This window comes from Psychrobacter sp. TB55-MNA-CIBAN-0194 (assembly GCF_040309505.1).
GTDB lineage: Bacteria > Pseudomonadota > Gammaproteobacteria > Pseudomonadales > Moraxellaceae > Psychrobacter > Psychrobacter fozii.
Genome location: NZ_JBEOOW010000003.1, coordinates 303,820 through 322,934, shown reverse-complemented (window position 1 = coordinate 322,934; position 19,115 = coordinate 303,820). Strand labels below are relative to the sequence as shown.

General features: G+C 42.7%; 18 protein-coding genes. 14 read left to right on the top strand and 4 right to left on the bottom strand.

The window, feature by feature from the left end:
• Position 1: 1 nt before the first annotated feature.
• The 13 genes from AAEY75_RS05700 (at position 2) to AAEY75_RS05640 (ending at position 15,134) form a co-directional block, all read left to right on the top strand.
• Complete coding sequence (locus AAEY75_RS05700; RefSeq protein ID WP_110924425.1) at positions 2-673, top strand: NADH:ubiquinone reductase (Na(+)-transporting) subunit D; 672 nt, start codon at positions 2-4, stop codon at positions 671-673.
• Positions 673-1,281, top strand: a complete 609-nt coding sequence (gene nqrE, locus AAEY75_RS05695; RefSeq protein WP_011281361.1) for an NADH:ubiquinone reductase (Na(+)-transporting) subunit E — start codon at positions 673-675, stop codon at positions 1,279-1,281. The genes AAEY75_RS05700 and nqrE overlap by 1 nt, the downstream gene beginning before the upstream one ends.
• Positions 1,282-1,403: 122 nt before the next feature.
• The gene (nqrF, locus tag AAEY75_RS05690; RefSeq protein ID WP_110924426.1) at positions 1,404-2,639 is read left to right on the top strand and encodes an NADH:ubiquinone reductase (Na(+)-transporting) subunit F; all 1,236 of its coding nucleotides are present in this window, start codon (positions 1,404-1,406) and stop codon (positions 2,637-2,639) included.
• A 179-nt stretch (positions 2,640-2,818) separates the two neighbouring features.
• Positions 2,819-3,619: an SDR family NAD(P)-dependent oxidoreductase gene (locus tag AAEY75_RS05685; RefSeq protein ID WP_352258986.1), complete on the top strand. Its 801-nt coding sequence runs from the start codon at positions 2,819-2,821 to the stop codon at positions 3,617-3,619.
• Positions 3,620-3,768: 149 nt separating this feature from the next.
• Positions 3,769-4,887, top strand: a complete 1,119-nt coding sequence (locus AAEY75_RS05680) for an FAD:protein FMN transferase (RefSeq protein ID WP_352258984.1) — start codon at positions 3,769-3,771, stop codon at positions 4,885-4,887.
• A gap of 418 nt (positions 4,888-5,305) precedes the next feature.
• Positions 5,306-5,551: a (Na+)-NQR maturation NqrM gene (gene nqrM / locus AAEY75_RS05675; protein ID WP_110924429.1), complete on the top strand. Its 246-nt coding sequence runs from the start codon at positions 5,306-5,308 to the stop codon at positions 5,549-5,551.
• A 356-nt stretch (positions 5,552-5,907) separates the two neighbouring features.
• Positions 5,908-7,185, top strand: a complete 1,278-nt coding sequence (locus AAEY75_RS05670; protein WP_352258982.1) for an MFS transporter — start codon at positions 5,908-5,910, stop codon at positions 7,183-7,185.
• Positions 7,186-7,279: 94 nt separating this feature from the next.
• Complete coding sequence (locus AAEY75_RS05665) at positions 7,280-8,143, top strand: arylesterase (RefSeq protein ID WP_352258980.1); 864 nt, start codon at positions 7,280-7,282, stop codon at positions 8,141-8,143.
• Positions 8,140-8,853 carry an ABC transporter ATP-binding protein gene (locus tag AAEY75_RS05660; protein ID WP_352258978.1) on the top strand — a complete coding sequence of 238 codons (714 nt, stop codon included), beginning with the start codon at positions 8,140-8,142 and terminating at the stop codon, positions 8,851-8,853. The genes AAEY75_RS05665 and AAEY75_RS05660 overlap by 4 nt, the downstream gene beginning before the upstream one ends.
• Before the next feature lie 38 nt (positions 8,854-8,891).
• On the top strand, positions 8,892-9,569 hold the full coding sequence (locus AAEY75_RS05655; RefSeq protein ID WP_352258976.1) for a hypothetical protein: 678 nt from the start codon (positions 8,892-8,894) through the stop codon (positions 9,567-9,569).
• A 27-nt stretch (positions 9,570-9,596) separates the two neighbouring features.
• Positions 9,597-12,218 carry an ABC transporter permease gene (locus AAEY75_RS05650; RefSeq protein ID WP_352258974.1) on the top strand — a complete coding sequence of 874 codons (2,622 nt, stop codon included), beginning with the start codon at positions 9,597-9,599 and terminating at the stop codon, positions 12,216-12,218.
• A gap of 117 nt (positions 12,219-12,335) precedes the next feature.
• Positions 12,336-13,550 (top strand): DUF4062 domain-containing protein, encoded by a 1,215-nt coding sequence (locus tag AAEY75_RS05645; RefSeq protein WP_352258972.1) that lies wholly within the window; start codon positions 12,336-12,338, stop codon positions 13,548-13,550.
• 267 nt (positions 13,551-13,817) lie between these two features.
• The gene (locus AAEY75_RS05640) at positions 13,818-15,134 is read left to right on the top strand and encodes a valine--pyruvate transaminase (protein WP_352258970.1); all 1,317 of its coding nucleotides are present in this window, start codon (positions 13,818-13,820) and stop codon (positions 15,132-15,134) included.
• A gap of 28 nt (positions 15,135-15,162) precedes the next feature.
• On the opposite strand, the gene AAEY75_RS05635 is transcribed toward AAEY75_RS05640, so the two are convergent.
• The 4 genes from AAEY75_RS05635 to hisB all read right to left on the bottom strand — a co-directional run bounded on the left by AAEY75_RS05635 (position 15,163) and on the right by hisB (position 18,212).
• Positions 15,163-16,278, bottom strand: coding sequence for a hypothetical protein (locus AAEY75_RS05635; protein ID WP_352258968.1), 1,116 nt, complete (start codon positions 16,276-16,278; stop codon positions 15,163-15,165).
• 98 nt (positions 16,279-16,376) lie between these two features.
• Positions 16,377-16,751, bottom strand: coding sequence for a hypothetical protein (locus AAEY75_RS05630; protein WP_352258966.1), 375 nt, complete (start codon positions 16,749-16,751; stop codon positions 16,377-16,379).
• Positions 16,752-16,920: 169 nt separating this feature from the next.
• Positions 16,921-17,565 (bottom strand): imidazole glycerol phosphate synthase subunit HisH, encoded by a 645-nt coding sequence (gene hisH, locus AAEY75_RS05625; RefSeq protein ID WP_352258964.1) that lies wholly within the window; start codon positions 17,563-17,565, stop codon positions 16,921-16,923.
• Complete coding sequence (hisB, locus tag AAEY75_RS05620) at positions 17,565-18,212, bottom strand: imidazoleglycerol-phosphate dehydratase HisB (RefSeq protein WP_110922184.1); 648 nt, start codon at positions 18,210-18,212, stop codon at positions 17,565-17,567. The genes hisH and hisB overlap by 1 nt, the downstream gene beginning before the upstream one ends.
• Before the next feature lie 376 nt (positions 18,213-18,588).
• Between hisB and AAEY75_RS05615 the strand changes: the two genes are divergently transcribed.
• Positions 18,589-19,011 carry a hypothetical protein gene (locus tag AAEY75_RS05615; RefSeq protein ID WP_352258962.1) on the top strand — a complete coding sequence of 141 codons (423 nt, stop codon included), beginning with the start codon at positions 18,589-18,591 and terminating at the stop codon, positions 19,009-19,011.
• Positions 19,012-19,115 lie beyond the last annotated feature (104 nt).

Here is a 19,115-nt window from a genome sequence, read left to right as displayed (position 1 = left end):
CATGGCTGACACTAAAAGTATTTTAACCTCGCCTGTCTTTGATAATAACCCTATTGCCCTACAGATCTTAGGTATCTGTTCGGCACTAGCGGTCACCACAAGCATGGCAAACGCCATGGTTATGTGTGTAGCATTGACACTGGTAACGGCATTTTCGAGCTTCTTTATCTCGATTATTCGTAAGCAGATTCCATCAAGTATTCGTATCATCGTGCAGATGACCATCATTGCCTCATTGGTTATCTTGGTCGATCAGGTCCTAAAAGCCGTGGCTTATGATGTGAGTAAGGGCTTGTCAGTTTTCGTTGGTCTAATTATCACTAACTGTATCGTGATGGGCCGTGCTGAAGCGTTTGCCATGAGCAACCCACCAGTACCAAGCTTTTTAGATGGTATTGGTAATGGTCTTGGCTACTCTGCGGTACTGCTATTCGTTGCCACTATCCGTGAGCTATTAGGCGCAGGTACTTGGTTCGGTATCACTATTCTACAACCAGTGACTGACGGCGGTTGGTACATACCAAACGGCCTACTATTATTGCCACCGTCAGCATTCTTTATTATTGCTTTGTTCATTGTCATCGTCCGTATTTGGAAACCAGAACAGGTTGAAGAAGCTGAGTTTGTAATGAAGCCGCAGTCTAAAGGCATGGCACATGGAGGCGGTCACTAATGGGACATTATGTTAGTTTATTTATAACCTCAGTCTTTATTGAGAATATGGCGCTTGCCTACTTCTTAGGTATGTGTACTTTCTTGGCAGTATCAAAGAAGGTTTCAACCGCTATCGGTCTTGGTGTTGCCGTTGTCGTCGTCATGGCGATTACCGTTCCGCTAAATAACTTACTATTCCAGTTCATCCTAAAAGATGGTGCACTGGCATGGGCAGGTTTCCCTGATATCGATTTAAGCTTCTTAGGTTTGCTTAGTTATATTGGTCTTATTGCCGCTACCGTACAGATTCTAGAGATGTTCTTGGATAAGTTCGTTCCTAGTCTATACAACGCCCTCGGTGTATTCTTACCGCTTATCACTGTAAACTGCGCTATCTTAGGTGGTGTACTATTTATGGTTGAGCGTGACTATAACTTCGGCGAATCAGTCGTTTATGGTGTGGGTGCAGGCTTTGGTTGGGCATTAGCGATTACCGCATTGGCTGGTATCCGTGAAAAACTGAAATACTCAGATATCCCAGCACCGCTGCGTGGTCTTGGTATTACGTTTATCACCGTTGGTCTGATGTCACTTGGCTTTATGTCTTTCGGCGGTATGTCAATTTAGACCGCTAAGCTTAAACACTTATTTAGCGATTTGACCTATTTAATTCATTTATTCGGTAGGGGTTCAGAAAAACGTTATGACGTTACTTCGCTCCCCTACTCCATAGATTAAGGATACCTACCATGGATTACGCTACGGCGATTGGTGGCGTTGCTATGTTTACCTTGATCATCATGGGCCTTGTCGCCATTATTTTGGCGGCGCGCTCAAGACTGGTCAGTTCAGGCGATGTTACCATCCATATCAATGATAATTCCGATAATGACGTCGTGACACCAGCGGGCGGTAAACTACTGCAAACACTTGCGAGCGAAGGTATTTTCTTATCTTCAGCATGTGGTGGCGGTGGTACCTGTGCGCAGTGTCGTTGCCGCGTTATTGAAGGCGGCGGTTCTATCTTGCCGACCGAAGAAGGCTATTTTACTCAAGGCGAAATCCGCAATCACATGCGCTTAGCTTGTCAGGTAGCTGTTAAGCAAGACATGAAAATCGAGATTGATCCTGAGTTTTTTGATGTACAAAAATGGGAGTGCGAGGTTGTCTCTAACGATAACGTTGCCACTTTCATTAAAGAGCTGGTACTAAAAATTCCTGAAGGCGAAGAAGTTAACTTCCGCGCTGGTGGTTATGTACAGCTAGAAGCGCCACCGCATGAAGTGCACTATAAAGACTTTGATGTTGCAGAAGAATACCGCGAAGATTGGGATAAATTTGGCATCTTTAATTATGTGTCAAAAGTTGATGAGCCAGTTATTCGTGCTTATTCAATGGCCAACTATCCTGAAGAAAAAGGTCTTATCAAGTTCAACATCCGTATCGCAAGCCCACCACCACGTGGCCCAGACGGTATCCCACCAGGTAAGATGTCTTCTTGGACATTTAGCTTAAAGCCTGGCGATAAAGTAACGGTATCAGGTCCTTACGGTGAGTTCTTTGCTAAGAAAACTGAAGCTGAAATGATCTTCGTCGGCGGTGGTGCAGGTATGGCACCAATGCGCTCGCACATTTTTGATCAGCTTAAGCGTTTGAACACAGACCGTAAGATCAGCTTTTGGTATGGTGCACGCTCTATTCGCGAGATGTTCTACGTAGAAGACTATGATCAACTTCAAGAAGATTTTTCTAACTTTGAGTGGCATGTGGCATTATCAGATCCGCTTCCTGAAGACAACTGGACAGGCTACACCGGCTTTATCCATAACGTCTTATTAGAAGAATATCTGAAAGGTCATCCAAACCCAGAAGACTGTGAATATTACATGTGTGGGCCACCGATGATGAATGCTGCGGTCATCGATATGCTACATAGCATGGGTGTTGAAGATGAAAACATCATGCTTGATGACTTCGGTGGTTAAACCCACTGGTTAGAAAGTACGATTAAGTTAATACCATAAAAAAGAGTCTCAATTGAGGCTCTTTTTTTTGTTTCTGATAATCGTATTTTTTGGATGTAGTATAAGGCTACAAATTTAACTAGTCGCTAGCACTTATCATCCTATATCATGAACTATTCACATGTGAAGAAAGGATTCTTATGAAAACCAACGTTAAAAAATTAACCATTTGGATTACTGGTGCCTCTAGTGGTATTGGTCAAGCACTTGCTATTTCTTTCGCCAAGCGAGGCGCCAGAATTATACTGAGTGGTCGTGATCAAGAGAAACTAGAAGCGGTCAGAAAAAACTGCAAAGGTAGCAAAAACCATATTGTCATCCCATTCGATATTGGTGATACCAGTCAGACAAAAATAGCGTATGAGTCAGCTATTCAACAGGCAGGTAAAATCGATTGGCTGATTAATAATGCTGGCATCAGTCAACGCTCATTAATCATGGACACCACAGAAGACGTCGAACGGCAATTGATGGAGATAGATTACTTTGCACAAACACGTCTGACTAGACTGGTATTACCAAAGATGATCGCACAAGGTGGCGGTAAAATAGTCATGATATCGAGTATCGCAGGTCTACTAGGTACTCAGTATCGCGGTGCTTACAGTGCTGCCAAAGCCGCTATTCATATGTGGGCAAACAGTTTGCGTGCTGAATTACATGATCAAGGCATAGAAGTTGCCACTATATTTCCAGGGTTTATCCAAACCAATGTGTCTATCAATGCGTTGACTGGAGATGGTAGCGTGCAGGATACGATGGATGACGCCACTAAGAAAGGGTTGACTGCCGCAGTATTTGCCAAACAAGCCGTCAAAGCGCTATTAAAAGAAGAAGAATATATTGTTATTTCTGGTCCAAAAGAGAAGTTCGCCACCAAGGTCAATCGCATATCTCCGCCTAAGCTATATAAACTCATTCGTGAGTCAAAAGTGACCTAAGCAAGGTGCAACCCTCTAGCATTAGCTATGAATACATAGAGCAAAAATGTTGTTTACACTCAAAGCAATTGGCGTTATCGGTGGCAAGAGGTGTAAAATAAGCACAGTTTGTTTTACACCTTTCACTCCTCTGCTATAGCAAAAAGCTTATGAAAACGATAATACTTTCTACTAAAACAACTCGTACAGGCTACCGCATCATCGCTCTTTTCGGTGCGCTTAGCCTCACCGCTTGCCAGCAAACACCAGATTACGACTATTTGGCTGGGGAGACGATGGGCACGAGCTATCACATTAGCTATCAGCTGCCTGATGATGTCGATGAAGCGACCATACAAGCATCAATCGATAAACGCCTGAAGCAAATCAATGACAGTATGTCTACCTATCAAGCAGACTCGACTATCTCTAAATTTAATCAATTGGGCAAAGAGACATCCATCATTATCGATGCAGATTTTAGTCACGTGCTCGACGTCTCACGTATCGTGTACGAACAATCTGGCGGAGCATTTGATCCGACTGTGATGCCATTGGTAGAAACATGGGGCTTTGGTAGTACTATGACCGTTGATCGGTTACAGAGCCCACCGACGGCCTTAGAGATTGCCCAAGCTAAAGCGTTAGTAGATTTTGACAGTATCATACACAAAGATAAAACCATCTATAAAACCAAAGAGGGTGTCGAACTTGATTTTTCAGCAGTGGCAAAAGGCTATGGCGTCGATGTCATCGCTGACGTGTTGAGAGAAGATTATAAGATTCGCAATTATATGGTCGAGATTGGGGGTGAGATTTCGACCGCTGGTGTCAATAATCAAAAGCAGCCATGGCAAATTGCAATAGATGCGCCTATTGAAGGTAGCACAGTGAGCGAGCGCGAGACGATATCGGTCATTCGCCAACCAATCAATACACACAATAAAATGCATTTAGCGACGTCTGGCAATTATCGTAATTCCGTCATCTTTGATGGTAAACGTTATAGCCATACGATTGATCCCACCACTGGAGAGCCTATCGCTGGTGGCGCACCTTCTGTCACCGTGGCCGCTGACTCAGTTGCACTGGCTGATGCATGGGCCACCGCACTCACTGCGATGCCTTATCAGAAGGCCTTAGAAACTGCTAAAGAACAAAACCTAGCTGCTATGTTTGTCGTCTTGACTGACAATGCAAAAACAAACAATACCGACGATAGCATCGATGATTGGCAAGTGATAGAAACACCTGCCATGCAAGCTCTACGCGCTGATAAAAAGTCTTAGGTGCTAGGGCGTGTTGAGCACTCAACCATAGCACTGACAGAGACTATTTTTTAGACAGTTCGACGTTAAAAATAGTAAGTTTAGTCATTCTAAGCGTCTATATTTTAACAATGAAATGGCGAAAAATAGTCCTGTCTCCTTCTGTTGGTATTGGAGCTGATGCTAAAACGGCCCCATACTGCGTTGTAAATCTCGTTAAGGCATGAGCATTACCGTCGTTTTACGCCTTGTCTGGAACTGTTTTAGCGATCAGCAGTGCCTATCTGTGAATGCTCAACACGCCCTAATAATACATGAACTAACACGATAGGTATAAACGAGCGAAACAAAAATTTGCTATACTATTATGTAGATAATGTTGAAGATATATCGTTATCATAAAGATAACTACCCTATTTTGAGAACTGAGGTGCCCACTATGCTTAGCCAATTGCTTCCCATGCTCGCTATTACTTTTACTGTATTTGTCCTATTTTTTGTTTTTATGGGTATCGGTTATATGGTAAAAAAGACACCACTTAGAGGGTCTTGTGGCGGTGTTGCTAAACTTATGGGCAACGAAAAATGCTCATACTGCGGCGATGATCCCAATAAGTGCGATTCTATCATCGCTGAACAGCAAGAGAACGCGCTTAAAGCCGCTCAATTAGGCAAGTCGGTATAGACTTAATCCTTATATACACCGCGTTTGTTACCATACGCTGGTAGTATTTGCCTGACATCTGTTCTTATAATAGCGCTAGTTCTTTGAAAAGGACTGGCGCTATTTTTATTATATTACTCAAATCATGTTGCTCAGGTTATATCGCTTAAGTCATATAGTTCTTTTCAAAGTCACGACTCATATTTTGTACTCTGCACGTATTTCTATTTTTAATTTGCGATTCTGTTTTACTATTCTGATTTGCCATATTAGTCACTCTCTAAGTGCATTTTCTTTGGTGTTGTTAAACCGCGACGATTCTTCGGCGCGGTTTAACAACGTGTTCTTTTCCTTATTCTAATAATAGTCGTCCTGTTATGCCTACCTCTTCTCACTCTCAGCCGAATTTGCCATCACAGTCTCATGTAGATAGCGCCTCGCCATTGAAGCTGCCTTCTTCGCGTTTCACGTTTTGGCTCATATTATGTGCCATGATTTTACTTGCCAGCAATATGCGAGCGCCTATCGTAGCACTAGGCTCTATTGCGCCAGTCGTAAAAGACGCACTCAATATCTCCGAGACGCAAATTGGCTGGCTAGGGGCAGTGCCGATGCTAGGGTTTGCCATTGGTGCATTGATCTCACCAGCCATTGGTAAGCGATTCGGTCTAGAAAACACACTGATTGCGATGATTGCGCTATTAACCGCTGGTATGATTATTCGCAGTATTGTGCCGACTTGGAATTGGTTTTTGGTTGGTACGTTATTACTGACATTGGCTATCGGTTTTGCCAATACCTTAGCAGCACCTATCATCAAACAGCGTACACCCAAACATATCCCATTGATAACAGGACTGTTTAGTCTGACTATGACGGCGACCGCAGGCATTGTCTCGGGCGTAGTATTACCCTTGTCCGAGCAAGTAGGCTGGCAATGGGCACTGGGTGGCTGGGCAATTTTGGGTATCTTTGCGATTATTTTCTGGATTTTTTTGCGCTTGCGTTTAGGGTCATCTAGCCATCAAACAGCCGTCCTACCCACGTCAGCTTCTTCCGACACATCTAGCAAATCTATATGGCGTCTGTCTTTTGCTTGGCAAATCGCCATCTTTATGGGTTTGCAATCATTGCTATTCTATACCGTCGCCAGCTTCTTACCATCCATTTGGATTGATAAAGGGTTATCCGCTGTTCGGGCAGGACATATGGCTTCGGTGTTCCAATTTATGGCACCGATATCTATCTTAAGCCTAACGTGGCTGATCAACCGTGGTCGTCCTATTCAAGCGCTAGCGGTGTTTGCGTCGGTATTAAATGTCATCGGAGTATTAGGCGTCAGTTACTTATCACCGAATTTGGCTTGGCTATGGTCAGGTATGATGGGCATTGGTTGCTCAGCGATTTTTACCTTGAGTATGATGCTATTCTCGTTACGGACTTATACCACCAATCAATCAAGTGAGCTGTCTGGGATGGCACAAGCCGTCGGTTATTTGATTGCGTTTTTTGGTCCGTTGGGTACTGGTTGGCTACATGAAGCGACGGGTAGCTGGGATTTACCACTTTTATTGATATTGATACTAATGGTCGTCAATGTTGGCATTGCGTGGCTAGTCAGTCGTCCTGTTATGGTCGATGGTAAAAAGTTTTAATATTTACGATTAGATAAAGTAACCTTCGGATAATATTGGTATTCGTCTTATTTTGCTACACTGGTTCGATTGCATATAGGACAGAATAATTATTATGAAAGCATTCCCTCATTTCTCTCGACGCTTGCCAGCAATGGCAGTGCTGACCATCGCCGTGGCTATCAGTGGTTGCCAAAAAGACGCTGAACCAACTGACGCGACTGATTCGCAAAATACCAGCTCGCAAAACACTGATGTTCAAGCCATCAATACTCAAACTGACACCAGTAAAGTAATGACTGACGCGCCAGTATCCGCCGGCCAGCAAATCAATTCGCCACTGACGATATTAGCGCTTGGCGACTCATTGACTGAAGGTCTTGGTGTTGATAGTGATGCCAACTATCCTGCACAATTAGAAGCTAGCTTAAAAGAGTTGGGCTATACCAATGCCAAAGTCATCAACTCAGGCCTAAGTGGTGAAACCAGTACTGGCCTAGTCAATCGTCTAGACTGGGTAGCGCAGACCAAACCTGACATTACTATTTTGACGATTGGTGCCAATGACGCGATTCGCGGCTTAGATGTGGCTACCATTGAAAAAAATATCCGTACTGCGGTTAAGACTCTACAAGACAATGGTAGTCACGTTATCTTGGGTGGTATGTCGATCTATGACAATCTAGGTAATGACTATGTGTCCGCGTTTTCAGACATCTACCCTCGTGTGGCAAAAGACATGAATGTGCCTCTGATACCTTTCTTTTTAGAAGGTGTGGGCGGTGACCCTGAGCTGAATCAAGCCGATGCGATTCATCCGACCAAGGAAGGTTATCAGATTATCGTCAAAGATAATATCTTGCCTATCTTAAAGCCTGAGATTGAAAAGTTAAAAGCCAGTAATAGCACTAATACGACAGCATCAAAAACGCCTAATGAACGAGCATCAAACAACACGCCAACTGAGACCACGCAATGACATCATCACCTTCAGCTGACACAGTGACGACGCCTACCGCTACAGCAAAAGCATTACTGACCGCCTCGCATTTAAACAAAACCGTGCAAGTCGGCGAACAGACCCTATCTATTATTAAAGACGTGAACGTTTATATTAATGCGGGCGAGTTTGTGGTCATCATGGGAAAGTCTGGCTCTGGTAAATCGACGTTATTGGGATTGCTAGCAGCACTCGACTACCCTGATAGTGGAACGGTTGAGCTGGCAGGACAAATGCTCAGCAGCCTTGATGAAGATGCACTGGCAGCTATCCGTCAGCGTGACATGGGCTTTGTGTTTCAGTCATTTCATCTACTGCCAACGCTAACCGTGGCAGAAAACATTGCCTTTCCGCTAGATATTGCACGGCAGCCAAACCCTGCACGAGTCGATGAGTTAATCGGAGCCGTTGGACTCGGTCATAGACGTGATAGCTTGCCCAATCAATTATCAGGTGGTGAGCAGCAACGTACTGCTGTCGCTCGCGCATTGGTATCGCATCCAAAAATCGTATTCGCTGATGAACCTACGGGGAACTTGGATGAGCAAAACGCCGACCAAGTTATGCAACTATTATTAGATTTACGACAGCAAGTCGGCTCGGCATTGGTTGTCGTGACCCATGACCCTGCACTGGCTGAGATGGCAGATCGAGTCATTACCATGCATGATGGACAGGTTGAGAGCTAAATAAGAATTTTTTTTCATTTTTAAATAAGGTCAGTGCGATGGAAGCTCTCGAAATAGAAAGGTTAGCAAAGCAGCTAATTGCTGGCAATTTCACTTTTGAAACCGAAGACTATAGCCAAGCCATTAATAAATTAGTTTCAATCTATAAACTAGATAACGCGCTTTATTATCTAAAACAGATGGCTAGCTCAGACGATTATTCCATTATTTTTGCACTCTCCTTTATATTAGAGCATTACTCAAAACCTTTCATTAATTCGAATAAAGACGAGGTAAGTCAGCTTATTTTACAAGCAATAAACAAGGGATATTGTAGAGCGAATTGCTATCTTCTCTACCCCTTAGTTTACTTTATGGAACATGATGAAGAATACCTTTGTTTTTTGAAGTTACTATACAATCAGCAAGATACCCTACAGAATGATGTATTAAGACACCTATATTACTTTGATACCCACAAATATGAACAGTTAAACCGCCTCAATGAACAGCTAGACTTTTCTTTGTTTTATAGCTTGCCTAGCGAAATAGATAGCCAATGGTTTGAGCAGCAAGTAAAAGGTAAATCTCTTCTTTATCACAAAGTAGTGGCTAGTGCGGTATACAAGAAAGTCAAAGATAAAAAGTTCGTTCATTCGTTAACTGATATGACAGATGCAGAGTTGTTCGACTTTATCTATATTTGGTTACCTGATGACACCTCTAAAACGTCTTAACACTTCTATCGATTAAGCAAAAAACTTATGACTAAAGCCACAATCACAGAAAACGATACTGCTATCAATAATAAAACTGCTAATGCTAAAAGTGGCGGTTTTTTTAGCAGCAGAACCTTAGGTGCAAAAGCGTTGTCTCGCAGTTGGTGGCGACGCTGGGTATATCCCCTGCTATTTCTACTCACGTTGATGCTATCGCTTGCCACCTATCTGACGTTGGACTCTATCCAACAGTCAGTAAATACCTACGTCAATGACAATCAGCTGGCACTCGTCGGTGGTGATTTAATATTAGAAAGCAATCAAGCATGGCCTGAGGAAGTCTTGGCGCAAGTCCAGACATTACCTGATAGCCAAACGGTTTATGATTATCAATTCAACGCTATGTTGGTTGCAGCAGACCAAACGCTATTGGCTCGTATCAAAGGCGTCACGGCTGCTTATCCTTTATACGGTGAGGTTGAACTGGCGTCAGGCAAACCCTTGTCCGAGCAGCTGAGTGCAACCAACGTGGTGGTCGCGCCTGAAGTCCTAAGAAGTCTAAACGTCGCGATTGGTGACAGTATCACTATCGGCGAGGGAAAATTCACCATCAGTGATGAGCTCGTCAAAGAGCCAGATCGCCCGCTAACAGCCTTTGGTTTTGGTGGTCGCGTGATGATGCAGCAAGACGCATTAGAATCGACCAATCTAATCGGTCAGCGTAGCCGAGTCAGTTATCAAATCGAGATGGCAGGCACGCCAGAAGTCATTGCCAATCAGCGTGAGCAGTTGACGCAGATGCTGGTTAATTATCCTGATATAGAGATGTCTGACCCTACCTCAGAGGAGACGTCTGTCTCACGTATCTCTGATAATGTATTAATGTTCCTTAAACTATTGGTCATTGCCGTTCTCTTATTATCTGCGGTTGCCATGTATGGGGTAATCACTGCGTTTGTGACCAAGCAGCAATCCAACGATGCCATACGTATGGCGCTGGGTGAAACCAATCGTTCGATTAAGCGTAGCTATTATTGGCTGCTATTAATCATGTCTGTCTTGGCCTGCGTCGCTGCCGTATCGCTAAGCCTTGTATTACTCAAGATTGGTCAACCGTATCTGACGGCTATTTTGCCGTCGGACTTAGGATTGGCGATTAATCCTATTAGTATCTTCAAAACGATTGTCATCGCGCTTGTCATGACGCTACTGATTACCCAGCGCAGTCTGCGTGCGCTTGATGGCACGAAACCTGCGGCACTGCTTAATCAAAGTACTGGCAAATCATCAAAACGTTTGCCTTGGCAGCAGCGCATACCATTCTTACGCTATGGTTTATTATTCATCGGACTGTATGCCTTCCTTGCTTACGAAGTACAATCTTTAGCGTTGGGTGCACAGATACTGGTCGGATTGATTGTATTCATTGCGATATTTTGGGCATTGGCACGCGGTTGGCTCTGGTTGCTGGCTCGCATCGCTACTGGCAAAAAAATAAGTTGGATGCAGCGCATTGCGATTCATAATCTAGCGCGTAAAGGCAATCAATCAGCGTTGTTCTTTGTGACATTGTCATTGTCCGTTGCGGTATTGACCCTTATCACGTCGATTAACCATAGTATCAATGAGCAGTTTATCAATGCGTATCCTGAAGATGCACCGAATCTGTTTTTGTTAGATGTGCAAACCGAGCAGCACGATAAGATAGACAGTATTCTCAAAGCACCTGTCACGTATTATCCAGTGATTCGAGCACGTATCGGCACGGCCAATGGTGTCGAACCCAAAGATATCGACGCGCCTGAAGGCGAAGACGACCCGACTCGGGTATTCAATTTAAGCTATTCCGATAGCATCATGGACACAGAGTTTATTACTGAGACGCAGACTGACGATGCGCTTTATACGCCCATTGAAAATCAAGATGCGAGTGCCTCTGCCATTTCGCAAGTACAGCCGTTGTCTATTTTGGACACGGCAGCCGAGATGCTAAATGTCGGCATGGGCGATCAGATCAGCTTTAATATTCAAGGTATCGAGTTGGTTGGAGAGATTACCAGTATTCGCTCGCGTTTCGAGCGCGGCCCGAGTCCGTTTTTCTACTTCTTATTTGAGCCTGAGATACTGGCTAGCGCACCGCAAATTCAATTTGCGACGGCGCATGTCTCTGCCGATGATATTCCTGACCTGCAAGGTGAGCTGGTACGCGAATTCCCAGCGGTGACCAGTATTGACGGTACGATTATCGCGGAGCAAGTCCAAGGGTTGGTCGCGCAGATGAGCCGCTTGGTGTATATCTTTACCTTGCTTGCCTTGCTGACGGGCATCATGGTGCTCATCAGCTCGCTACTCTCTACGTCACAAGATCGTATGAAAGAGAGTGCTTCGTTTAGATTATTGGGTATGCAAAAGCGTGACTTGTATATTCTCAATATCTTAGAGCTGGGTGTGCTTGGAATTAGTGCGGCGACATTTGCGGTGATTATCGCCACTGGCGGTGCGTGGCTGGCGGTTACTCAGTGGTTTAATCTGCGCTTTAGTGTGCCGTGGGCAAACTTAGGACTTGGCGGTATTGCGTTAGTTGCCTTGCTGTTTGCCATTGCTATTATTTATGTGAAACTAGTGATTGGTCGCGGAATTATGGCGCGGGTAAGGGCGATGGTTTAAAGACCTAACATTGCTTGATAATATTAGGTTTAGCTTAACTTGTACTCTTTAAATGAACTCCATGAAATAGAAATTATAAAGCGTATTATTCCTCTTAAGAAATAAGGATCTCTAGACATGAATAAAAAACCCACATTTTTCATATCATCAACAATTTATGATTTTAGAGACTTACGATCAGCTTTGAAGTTTTATCTTGAAGAACTAGGCTATCAAGTTTATGCCTCTGAATATAATGACTTTAAGGTTGCAAATGATCAGCATAGCTATGATGCTTGTCTAAAACTGATAGAAGAGTGTGACTATTTTATTTTACTTGTTGGTAGTAGAGTAGGTGGGTTTTATGATGATCAAAATAAAGTTTCAATTACGCGTCAGGAGTATCGTGAAGCATATAAACTACATGAGCAGGGTAAGCTTCAAATTATTTCCTTTGTGAGAGACGAGGTTTGGCAGCTGAAGGAAACAAGAAGTGAGCTTGAAAAACATCTAAAAAAGATTGATAACTTGGAAAAAGAGAAACAAGACGAAGTCTTAAATTTTACTACCAAGTTTGCTACTAACGCTGAATTGATTACTAGTTTTATTTCTGAGATTGGCAAAAATAAGGAAACAACGAGCTCTATAAATAGTGGAAGCATACTACCAACAGGTAACTGGATTAGACAGTTTAAAAACTTCAAAGATATTATAGAAGGTCTTAGACCGTTTATCCTGATAGAAGATCTAAACGTAAAATTTCACAAAGAACTTTTGAAGGATGAGTTACTAAAACATAGCCTTAGTCTACACGGAAAGTTTAAAGAAAATCCTCAAGACATATTATTAGAATTCAATAAAGTATACGAAGCTATTCCAGCTTTAAATTCTATTTATAATGATGTGCTAATTTCTAGAGACGTTTGGGAGAATTTTATTGGCGTTTTTTATCTTACATGTCTGATGCCGGTTAATATCGATTTAAACATTATCTATAAAACTATAACAATTGACGTATTTTATGAATATGAAAGTTCGACTAATAGATTGGTTAAACAGCCAATTTATGAAGATTTAATACAACTAAAAAGTAGATTAGTTAGTTGCAATAATATGAAAGAGAGAAGTAAGAATTTTCATAATCAGTTAACTGACGTTATGAATAGAAACGCTAAAAAAGATAGAGTAGCTGTCAACCCAGTTCACTTATTAGAAGTATTAGCCTATTTTGCTAATATTATAGATATCCATCTTATTTCAGTTAATGTTGTGAAGGTACTTGAGGCGGGAACCTATCATCCAACCATACTTTGTAACACTGAAGGGCTTTTTAAAAAACTATTAGCAAATTAATCTTTTGTAACTGAAAGATTACTAGCATAGTTGATATAGCTCCACTAAAACAGGTTATTAATTAATCTGTTTTTTTATGGCCTAAACATACTGTTTATTTAGCGAGTGTTTTTTAGTCCATTTGCTGTCTAGACGTATTAACCGATATCAGCCATGCAGTTTGCTGATTTATTGGGGGGATTACCCAGCCCTCATTTGCTATACTAGCCTAACTTTTATCAATCAAATTCCTTCTTATCAAACCCTCCAAAACAGTATGGTAGTCTTATGAAATTCTCAAAGTTCGGTCAAAAATTTACCCAACCCACTGGCATCTCACAATTAATGGACGATCTAGGCGATGCGCTCAAAAGCGATCAGCCAGTCAACATGCTGGGCGGTGGTAACCCTGCCAAAATTGATGCCGTCAATGAGCTGTTTTTGGAGACGTATAAGGCACTAGGCACAGATAACGATGCAGGTGAGGCCAATAGTAGCGCTATTATTAGCATGGCGAATTACTCTAATCCGCAAGGTGATTCGGCCTTTATCGATGCCTTGGTTGGCTTCTTTAACCGTCATTATGATTGGAATCTGACATCAGAAAATATTGCCCTGACCAATGGCTCACAGAATGCGTTTTTCTATCTGTTTAATCTATTTGGCGGCGCTTTTGCTGATGAAAAGAATGGAGCTGTAGACAAATCCATTCTACTGCCATTGACCCCTGAGTATATCGGCTATAGCGACGTGCATGTCGAAGGTCAGCATTTCGCAGCGGTATTGCCACATATCGATGAAGTGACTCATGATGGCGAGGAAGGCTTCTTTAAATATCGTGTGGATTTTGACGCATTAGAAAACTTGCCAGCACTAAAGGAAGGCCGTATTGGCGCGATTTGCTGCTCACGCCCGACCAACCCGACTGGCAACGTGCTGACTGATGAAGAAATGGCGCATTTGGCCGAGATTGCCAAACGTTATGACATACCCCTTATCATCGATAATGCTTACGGTATGCCCTTCCCTAACATCATTTATTCAGATGCGCATTTGACGTGGGATAACAATACGATTCTGTGCTTTAGCCTGTCTAAAATTGGCCTGCCCGGTATGCGTACTGGTATTATCGTAGCCGATGCTGAAGTGATAAAAGCAGTCAGCGCGATGAATGCGGTGGTGAATCTAGCCCCGACACGCTTTGGTGCAGCGATTGCCACGCCATTGGTAGAAAACGATCGTATCAAGCAATTAGCTGATAATGAGATTAAGCCGTTTTATCAAAAGCAGGCCACCCTTGCCGTGAAGCTGTTAAAAGAAGCATTGGGCGATTACCCATTGATGATTCATAAGCCTGAAGGCGCGATATTCTTATGGTTGTGGTTTAAAGACTTGCCGATTAGCACGGTTGAGCTGTACGAGATTTTAAAAGAAAAAGGCACGCTCATTGTGCCAAGTCAGTATTTCTTTCCCGGTGTCGATGTCAGTGATTATCAGCATGCACATGAGTGTATTCGTATGAGTATCGCCGCTGATGAGCAGACGCTGACTGATGGTATTGCAGCGATTGGTGAAGTGGTGCGTGAGTTGTATAATCAAAAATAGGTTTCTAAAGGTCTTGGTGGCGTCTTCTCTATAGAGCCACCTTTATCCTAATATATCGGAATTTATCATTGAGGAGCCCATCTTCTTTCCAAAAATTAAGGCTATGGGTAACCGCTAGATACAGGTAGCCATCTCTTGCCCAAAATATGTCTTCTGGTTCAGTAGCTGGCATCCAGTTTTTGAACTCTGCATTCAGTATAGGTACGATTTGCTTATTCTCAATACGATATAGCTCAAGGTCAGCATGTTGTTCACCGTAAGGATCGGCATAGACAGCAATAATGTACTTCTTATTTGGAGAAAGATAAGGGAAGCCTATAATACTTTGAGTCTCCTCTCCGTTCGTCTTATCAATCATCGTATAACCAGAGATTTCCCAGAATTGCCCAAAAATTAGATGCTGATTTAAAGCATTAATCTGTCCAATATATTCAAAGCTAGCTCTACTGTCATCATCAGTGTCAATATCGATCAGCTTAACTACTTTTTTGGTAGTTGGAATCGACAGGACACCTTTTTGCTTTTTAATCATTTTGTCTTTAGATAAAAAATTGACCGCAAGTGGACGCTTTTTTTCAAACAAGGATTTGTCGATTAATTCGAACTTAAGATAAGTTTTAAGTGCTTTTCCCTTTTCAAAACGTTCATCTTTTCCATCTGCTAATAAGTAGGTTATGATGTTTAATTCATCAGGCGTTAAGATAGTTTTACGAATGGCTCCTGTATGATCTTTTTTCACAAAGACCTTTTCCCATTTGACAATATTAGTCTCTACAACCCCGTCACCGTTCTCATCATATTCTCTATAAATTTTGTCCCGCACCGCATACCAGTCACCTCTATCTTCAATAACCTCTAATTTCTCTCCAAAGGTATAGCTTTTCACCTTTCTAGCAGCGCCGCTTGGTAACTGACGAGCGATTGCCCCATTGTCGTCAGTCACGAAGACTTTTTTTAATACAGTCGTATCATCGTAGTCAATCTCGATACCATCACGATTGTACTGTGCCAAAAGTACTGCCGATATTGGTTTATTTAGGTCAATGATGACGTTTTGATTTGCCACTGCTGAATGATAGCTAAACATCGTTAGACATAAAATAGTAGAAGAAAAAATGTAAGTAGGTATTTTAAATGAAGGCATAATATGGACTGCTATATATTTTATATTATGAATTCTACATCATAAAATCCCACTTAAGTTCACTTTGTTAACATCTAAAATAAAATCACTTCGGAATATTAGCGTTGCTTTAGTAGCTTAGTTGAGGGATTGGACGCATTAAAGATTTTCGTCCACGTCATAAGCCCATAAAGCACATAAGACAGCATGCAGGTATTGATCAAATCACGGATACTTGCGGTAATCTGATCACGGCTTAGACCTGCCATGCCTAACGATTCAATCGTCTCTCGATTGTCCAAATACTCACCCAACAACGCAATGCCAGTTACGACAATGACAGCTATGAATGACCTGATACCTTGCTTCTTAAAAATAGGGCGTAGCACCACGAGGCAAAGTAGGTAGACACCGATGCCAACATAGATATGCAAAGCATCTTTGGCCAGCCCTGTTGTCTCGATAATATTCATTTTAAAGGCAGTAAAATCCACTGAGATATTCCAAATATAAACGAGCAGAAAACAACTGAGCGTATCACTAAACAATGATGGCTAAAAGTAGTCGCTAAAAAGTAATAGCTGAGAACAAAAAAGGCAGATTATACAATGGATAATCTACCTTACTGTTGAATCAAATATTCAATTCACGTTTATCGTCTATTTATACATCCCATTCGACGAAGTTTTTTAACAGCTGCAAGCCGGCGGTATGGCTTTTCTCTGGATGGAACTGGGTCGCAAACAAGTTGTCTTGGATGACACTGGCACAAAACGGCTGACCATAGTCGCAAATGGCAGCCACTTGTGAGTGATCGGCAGGCTCGCAGTAATAACTGTGCACAAAGTAAAAATGCGCGTTGTCTTGAATACCATTCCACAATGGATGATCAAAGTCCATGCCACTGATGGTATTCCAGCCCATATGCGGTACTTTGATAGTTGCGCCTTGCTTGTCTTTCCACGTAGGGTCAAATGCTTCTACCGTGCCGTTTAAGATGCCAAGACAGTCTGTACCGCCATTTTCAACTGACTGCTCAAACAATGCCTGCATGCCTATACAGATGGCCATGACGGGCTTATTAAATATCGCCTGACGTATGACATCATCAATGCCAGCATCATGCATACCAGCGATACAGTCACGCATGGCACCGACACCGGGGAAGACGATCTTGTCTGCCGCAGCGACGACTTTGGGATCATTGGTGATAGAGACTTCTGCCCCGACCACTGACAATGCTTTACTGGCGGAATGCAAATTACCCATACCATAATCTAGTAGCGCAATTTTGGTTACTTTAGCCATTAAAAAGCCTCTTTAGTCGATGGCAATGTATTCAACGCACGCTCATCATACTCACAAGCCATACGTAGGGCACGGGCAAAAGCCTTAAAGGTCGACTCGATTTGGTGATGGCTATTTTTGCCTTTGAGATTGTCCAAATGCACGGTCATCCATGAGTGATTGACGAAGCCGTAGAAAAACTCACTGAACAAATCAACATCAAAACCGCCCACGTGCGAGCGGGTAAACGGAATGTCCATGTGTAAACCAGGACGACCTGATAGATCGACAACGGCGCGAGTCAACGACTCATCGAGTGGCGCATAAAAATGCCCATAACGACGGATACCTTTTTTGTCGCCCAATGCTTTATTGAACGCTTGTCCCAAGGTGATACCTGTGTCTTCGACGCTATGGTGATCATCGATAAAGGTATCGCCTGTGCACTTGATATCCAAGTCAAATAAACCGTGACGCTTGATTTGATCAATCATATGATCCAAAAACGGTACACCAGTGTCTACAGTGCCTTGACCAGTACCATCAAGGTTGACAGTACACTTCACTTGCGTCTCTGCAGTGATACGCTCAACCGTGGCGATACGTGCTGGACGACCATGTAGGTTCGGGTTCTGTGATGGGTTTTGCTCAGTTGCATTGGCTGTCATGGCTACTCTCTATCAGTTTTTTATCAGTGAAAAGCGGTCAATAAAATAGGACGAAAACACGCCCAAAATATTTTACTAGTGTCTGAATCAGACCTTAGCGAAAAAGGTATTAGAAAGTGATATATACAAAAGGTATCAAGATATTAGGCGTTATACGTATTAAATGTTATCTAGCCTTATCATAGCAAACCCTAACATTTACTGCTATGTCCAAGCCGTAAACCACGCACAAATTTACGTCATTCTGCTAAAATAGTGTGTTCAGTATTATCAATCATGACGCACGCTAATGCTATAACACGACCATTTGCGACATCACACTCTATGACATTATGATGTCTCACATCATAGAAACCCTCTGTTTATAGGAACTGCTATGCCTTTAGAAGCGATCGCCATCAATAGTTTGGACGCACCACTAATTAAAAAACCTGCACGCGAAAACGAGCTAGCAGAACGCCTGCAGGCTTTATATGACAGCGATGATGCTCAGCCCAGTGGTGCCGATGTGTTAAGTCTCGTTGAGCAAGGATTTAAGCGTGGACAGTATCTCTATGTTGGTATGTTCAATGACAAGCCTATCGCTGCTGTCGCCTGCTTTGATGATGGGCAGACCAATGCTAAGCGCTTACAATACCTGACCGTACATGCGCAAAATCGCGGCCGAGCCATTGATGCCAAGTTTATTAAACTGGTCTATGATGCCGAAGTGAAAAAAGGCGTACGTGAGTTTGTGCCTGTCGATACCGACATTCATCGGATCATGAGCGAGTACGAACTACTGCGTGTCAAAGACTAAACTGACAACTAGAGTGTTTAATTTTGCCCATTTCTGACTATTTATCGTCTTTTATCAGATATAATGCAAAAACTGCTTGACAGCAGTGCGTATATTTAGTTTAA

Bases quoted from the DNA above. Each gene is read 5' to 3' on its own strand.
- AAEY75_RS05680 (WP_352258984.1), top strand. From the start codon at position 3,769: ATGAAAACGATAATACTTTCTACTAAAACAACTCGTACAGGCTACCGC.
- AAEY75_RS05700 (WP_110924425.1), top strand. From the start codon at position 2: ATGGCTGACACTAAAAGTATTTTAACCTCGCCTGTCTTTGATAATAAC.
- hisH (WP_352258964.1), bottom strand. From the start codon at position 17,565: ATGGCTAAAGTAACCAAAATTGCGCTACTAGATTATGGTATGGGTAAT.
- AAEY75_RS05655 (WP_352258976.1), top strand. From the start codon at position 8,892: ATGGAAGCTCTCGAAATAGAAAGGTTAGCAAAGCAGCTAATTGCTGGC.
- AAEY75_RS05685 (WP_352258986.1), top strand. From the start codon at position 2,819: ATGAAAACCAACGTTAAAAAATTAACCATTTGGATTACTGGTGCCTCT.
- AAEY75_RS05635 (WP_352258968.1), bottom strand. From the start codon at position 16,278: ATGCCTTCATTTAAAATACCTACTTACATTTTTTCTTCTACTATTTTA.
- nqrM (WP_110924429.1), top strand. From the start codon at position 5,306: ATGCTTAGCCAATTGCTTCCCATGCTCGCTATTACTTTTACTGTATTT.
- AAEY75_RS05650 (WP_352258974.1), top strand. From the start codon at position 9,597: ATGACTAAAGCCACAATCACAGAAAACGATACTGCTATCAATAATAAA.
- hisB (WP_110922184.1), bottom strand. From the start codon at position 18,212: ATGACAGCCAATGCAACTGAGCAAAACCCATCACAGAACCCGAACCTA.
- AAEY75_RS05660 (WP_352258978.1), top strand. From the start codon at position 8,140: ATGACATCATCACCTTCAGCTGACACAGTGACGACGCCTACCGCTACA.
- AAEY75_RS05615 (WP_352258962.1), top strand. From the start codon at position 18,589: ATGCCTTTAGAAGCGATCGCCATCAATAGTTTGGACGCACCACTAATT.
- AAEY75_RS05670 (WP_352258982.1), top strand. From the start codon at position 5,908: ATGCCTACCTCTTCTCACTCTCAGCCGAATTTGCCATCACAGTCTCAT.
- nqrF (WP_110924426.1), top strand. From the start codon at position 1,404: ATGGATTACGCTACGGCGATTGGTGGCGTTGCTATGTTTACCTTGATC.
- AAEY75_RS05640 (WP_352258970.1), top strand. From the start codon at position 13,818: ATGAAATTCTCAAAGTTCGGTCAAAAATTTACCCAACCCACTGGCATC.
- AAEY75_RS05665 (WP_352258980.1), top strand. From the start codon at position 7,280: ATGAAAGCATTCCCTCATTTCTCTCGACGCTTGCCAGCAATGGCAGTG.
- AAEY75_RS05645 (WP_352258972.1), top strand. From the start codon at position 12,336: ATGAATAAAAAACCCACATTTTTCATATCATCAACAATTTATGATTTT.
- nqrE (WP_011281361.1), top strand. From the start codon at position 673: ATGGGACATTATGTTAGTTTATTTATAACCTCAGTCTTTATTGAGAAT.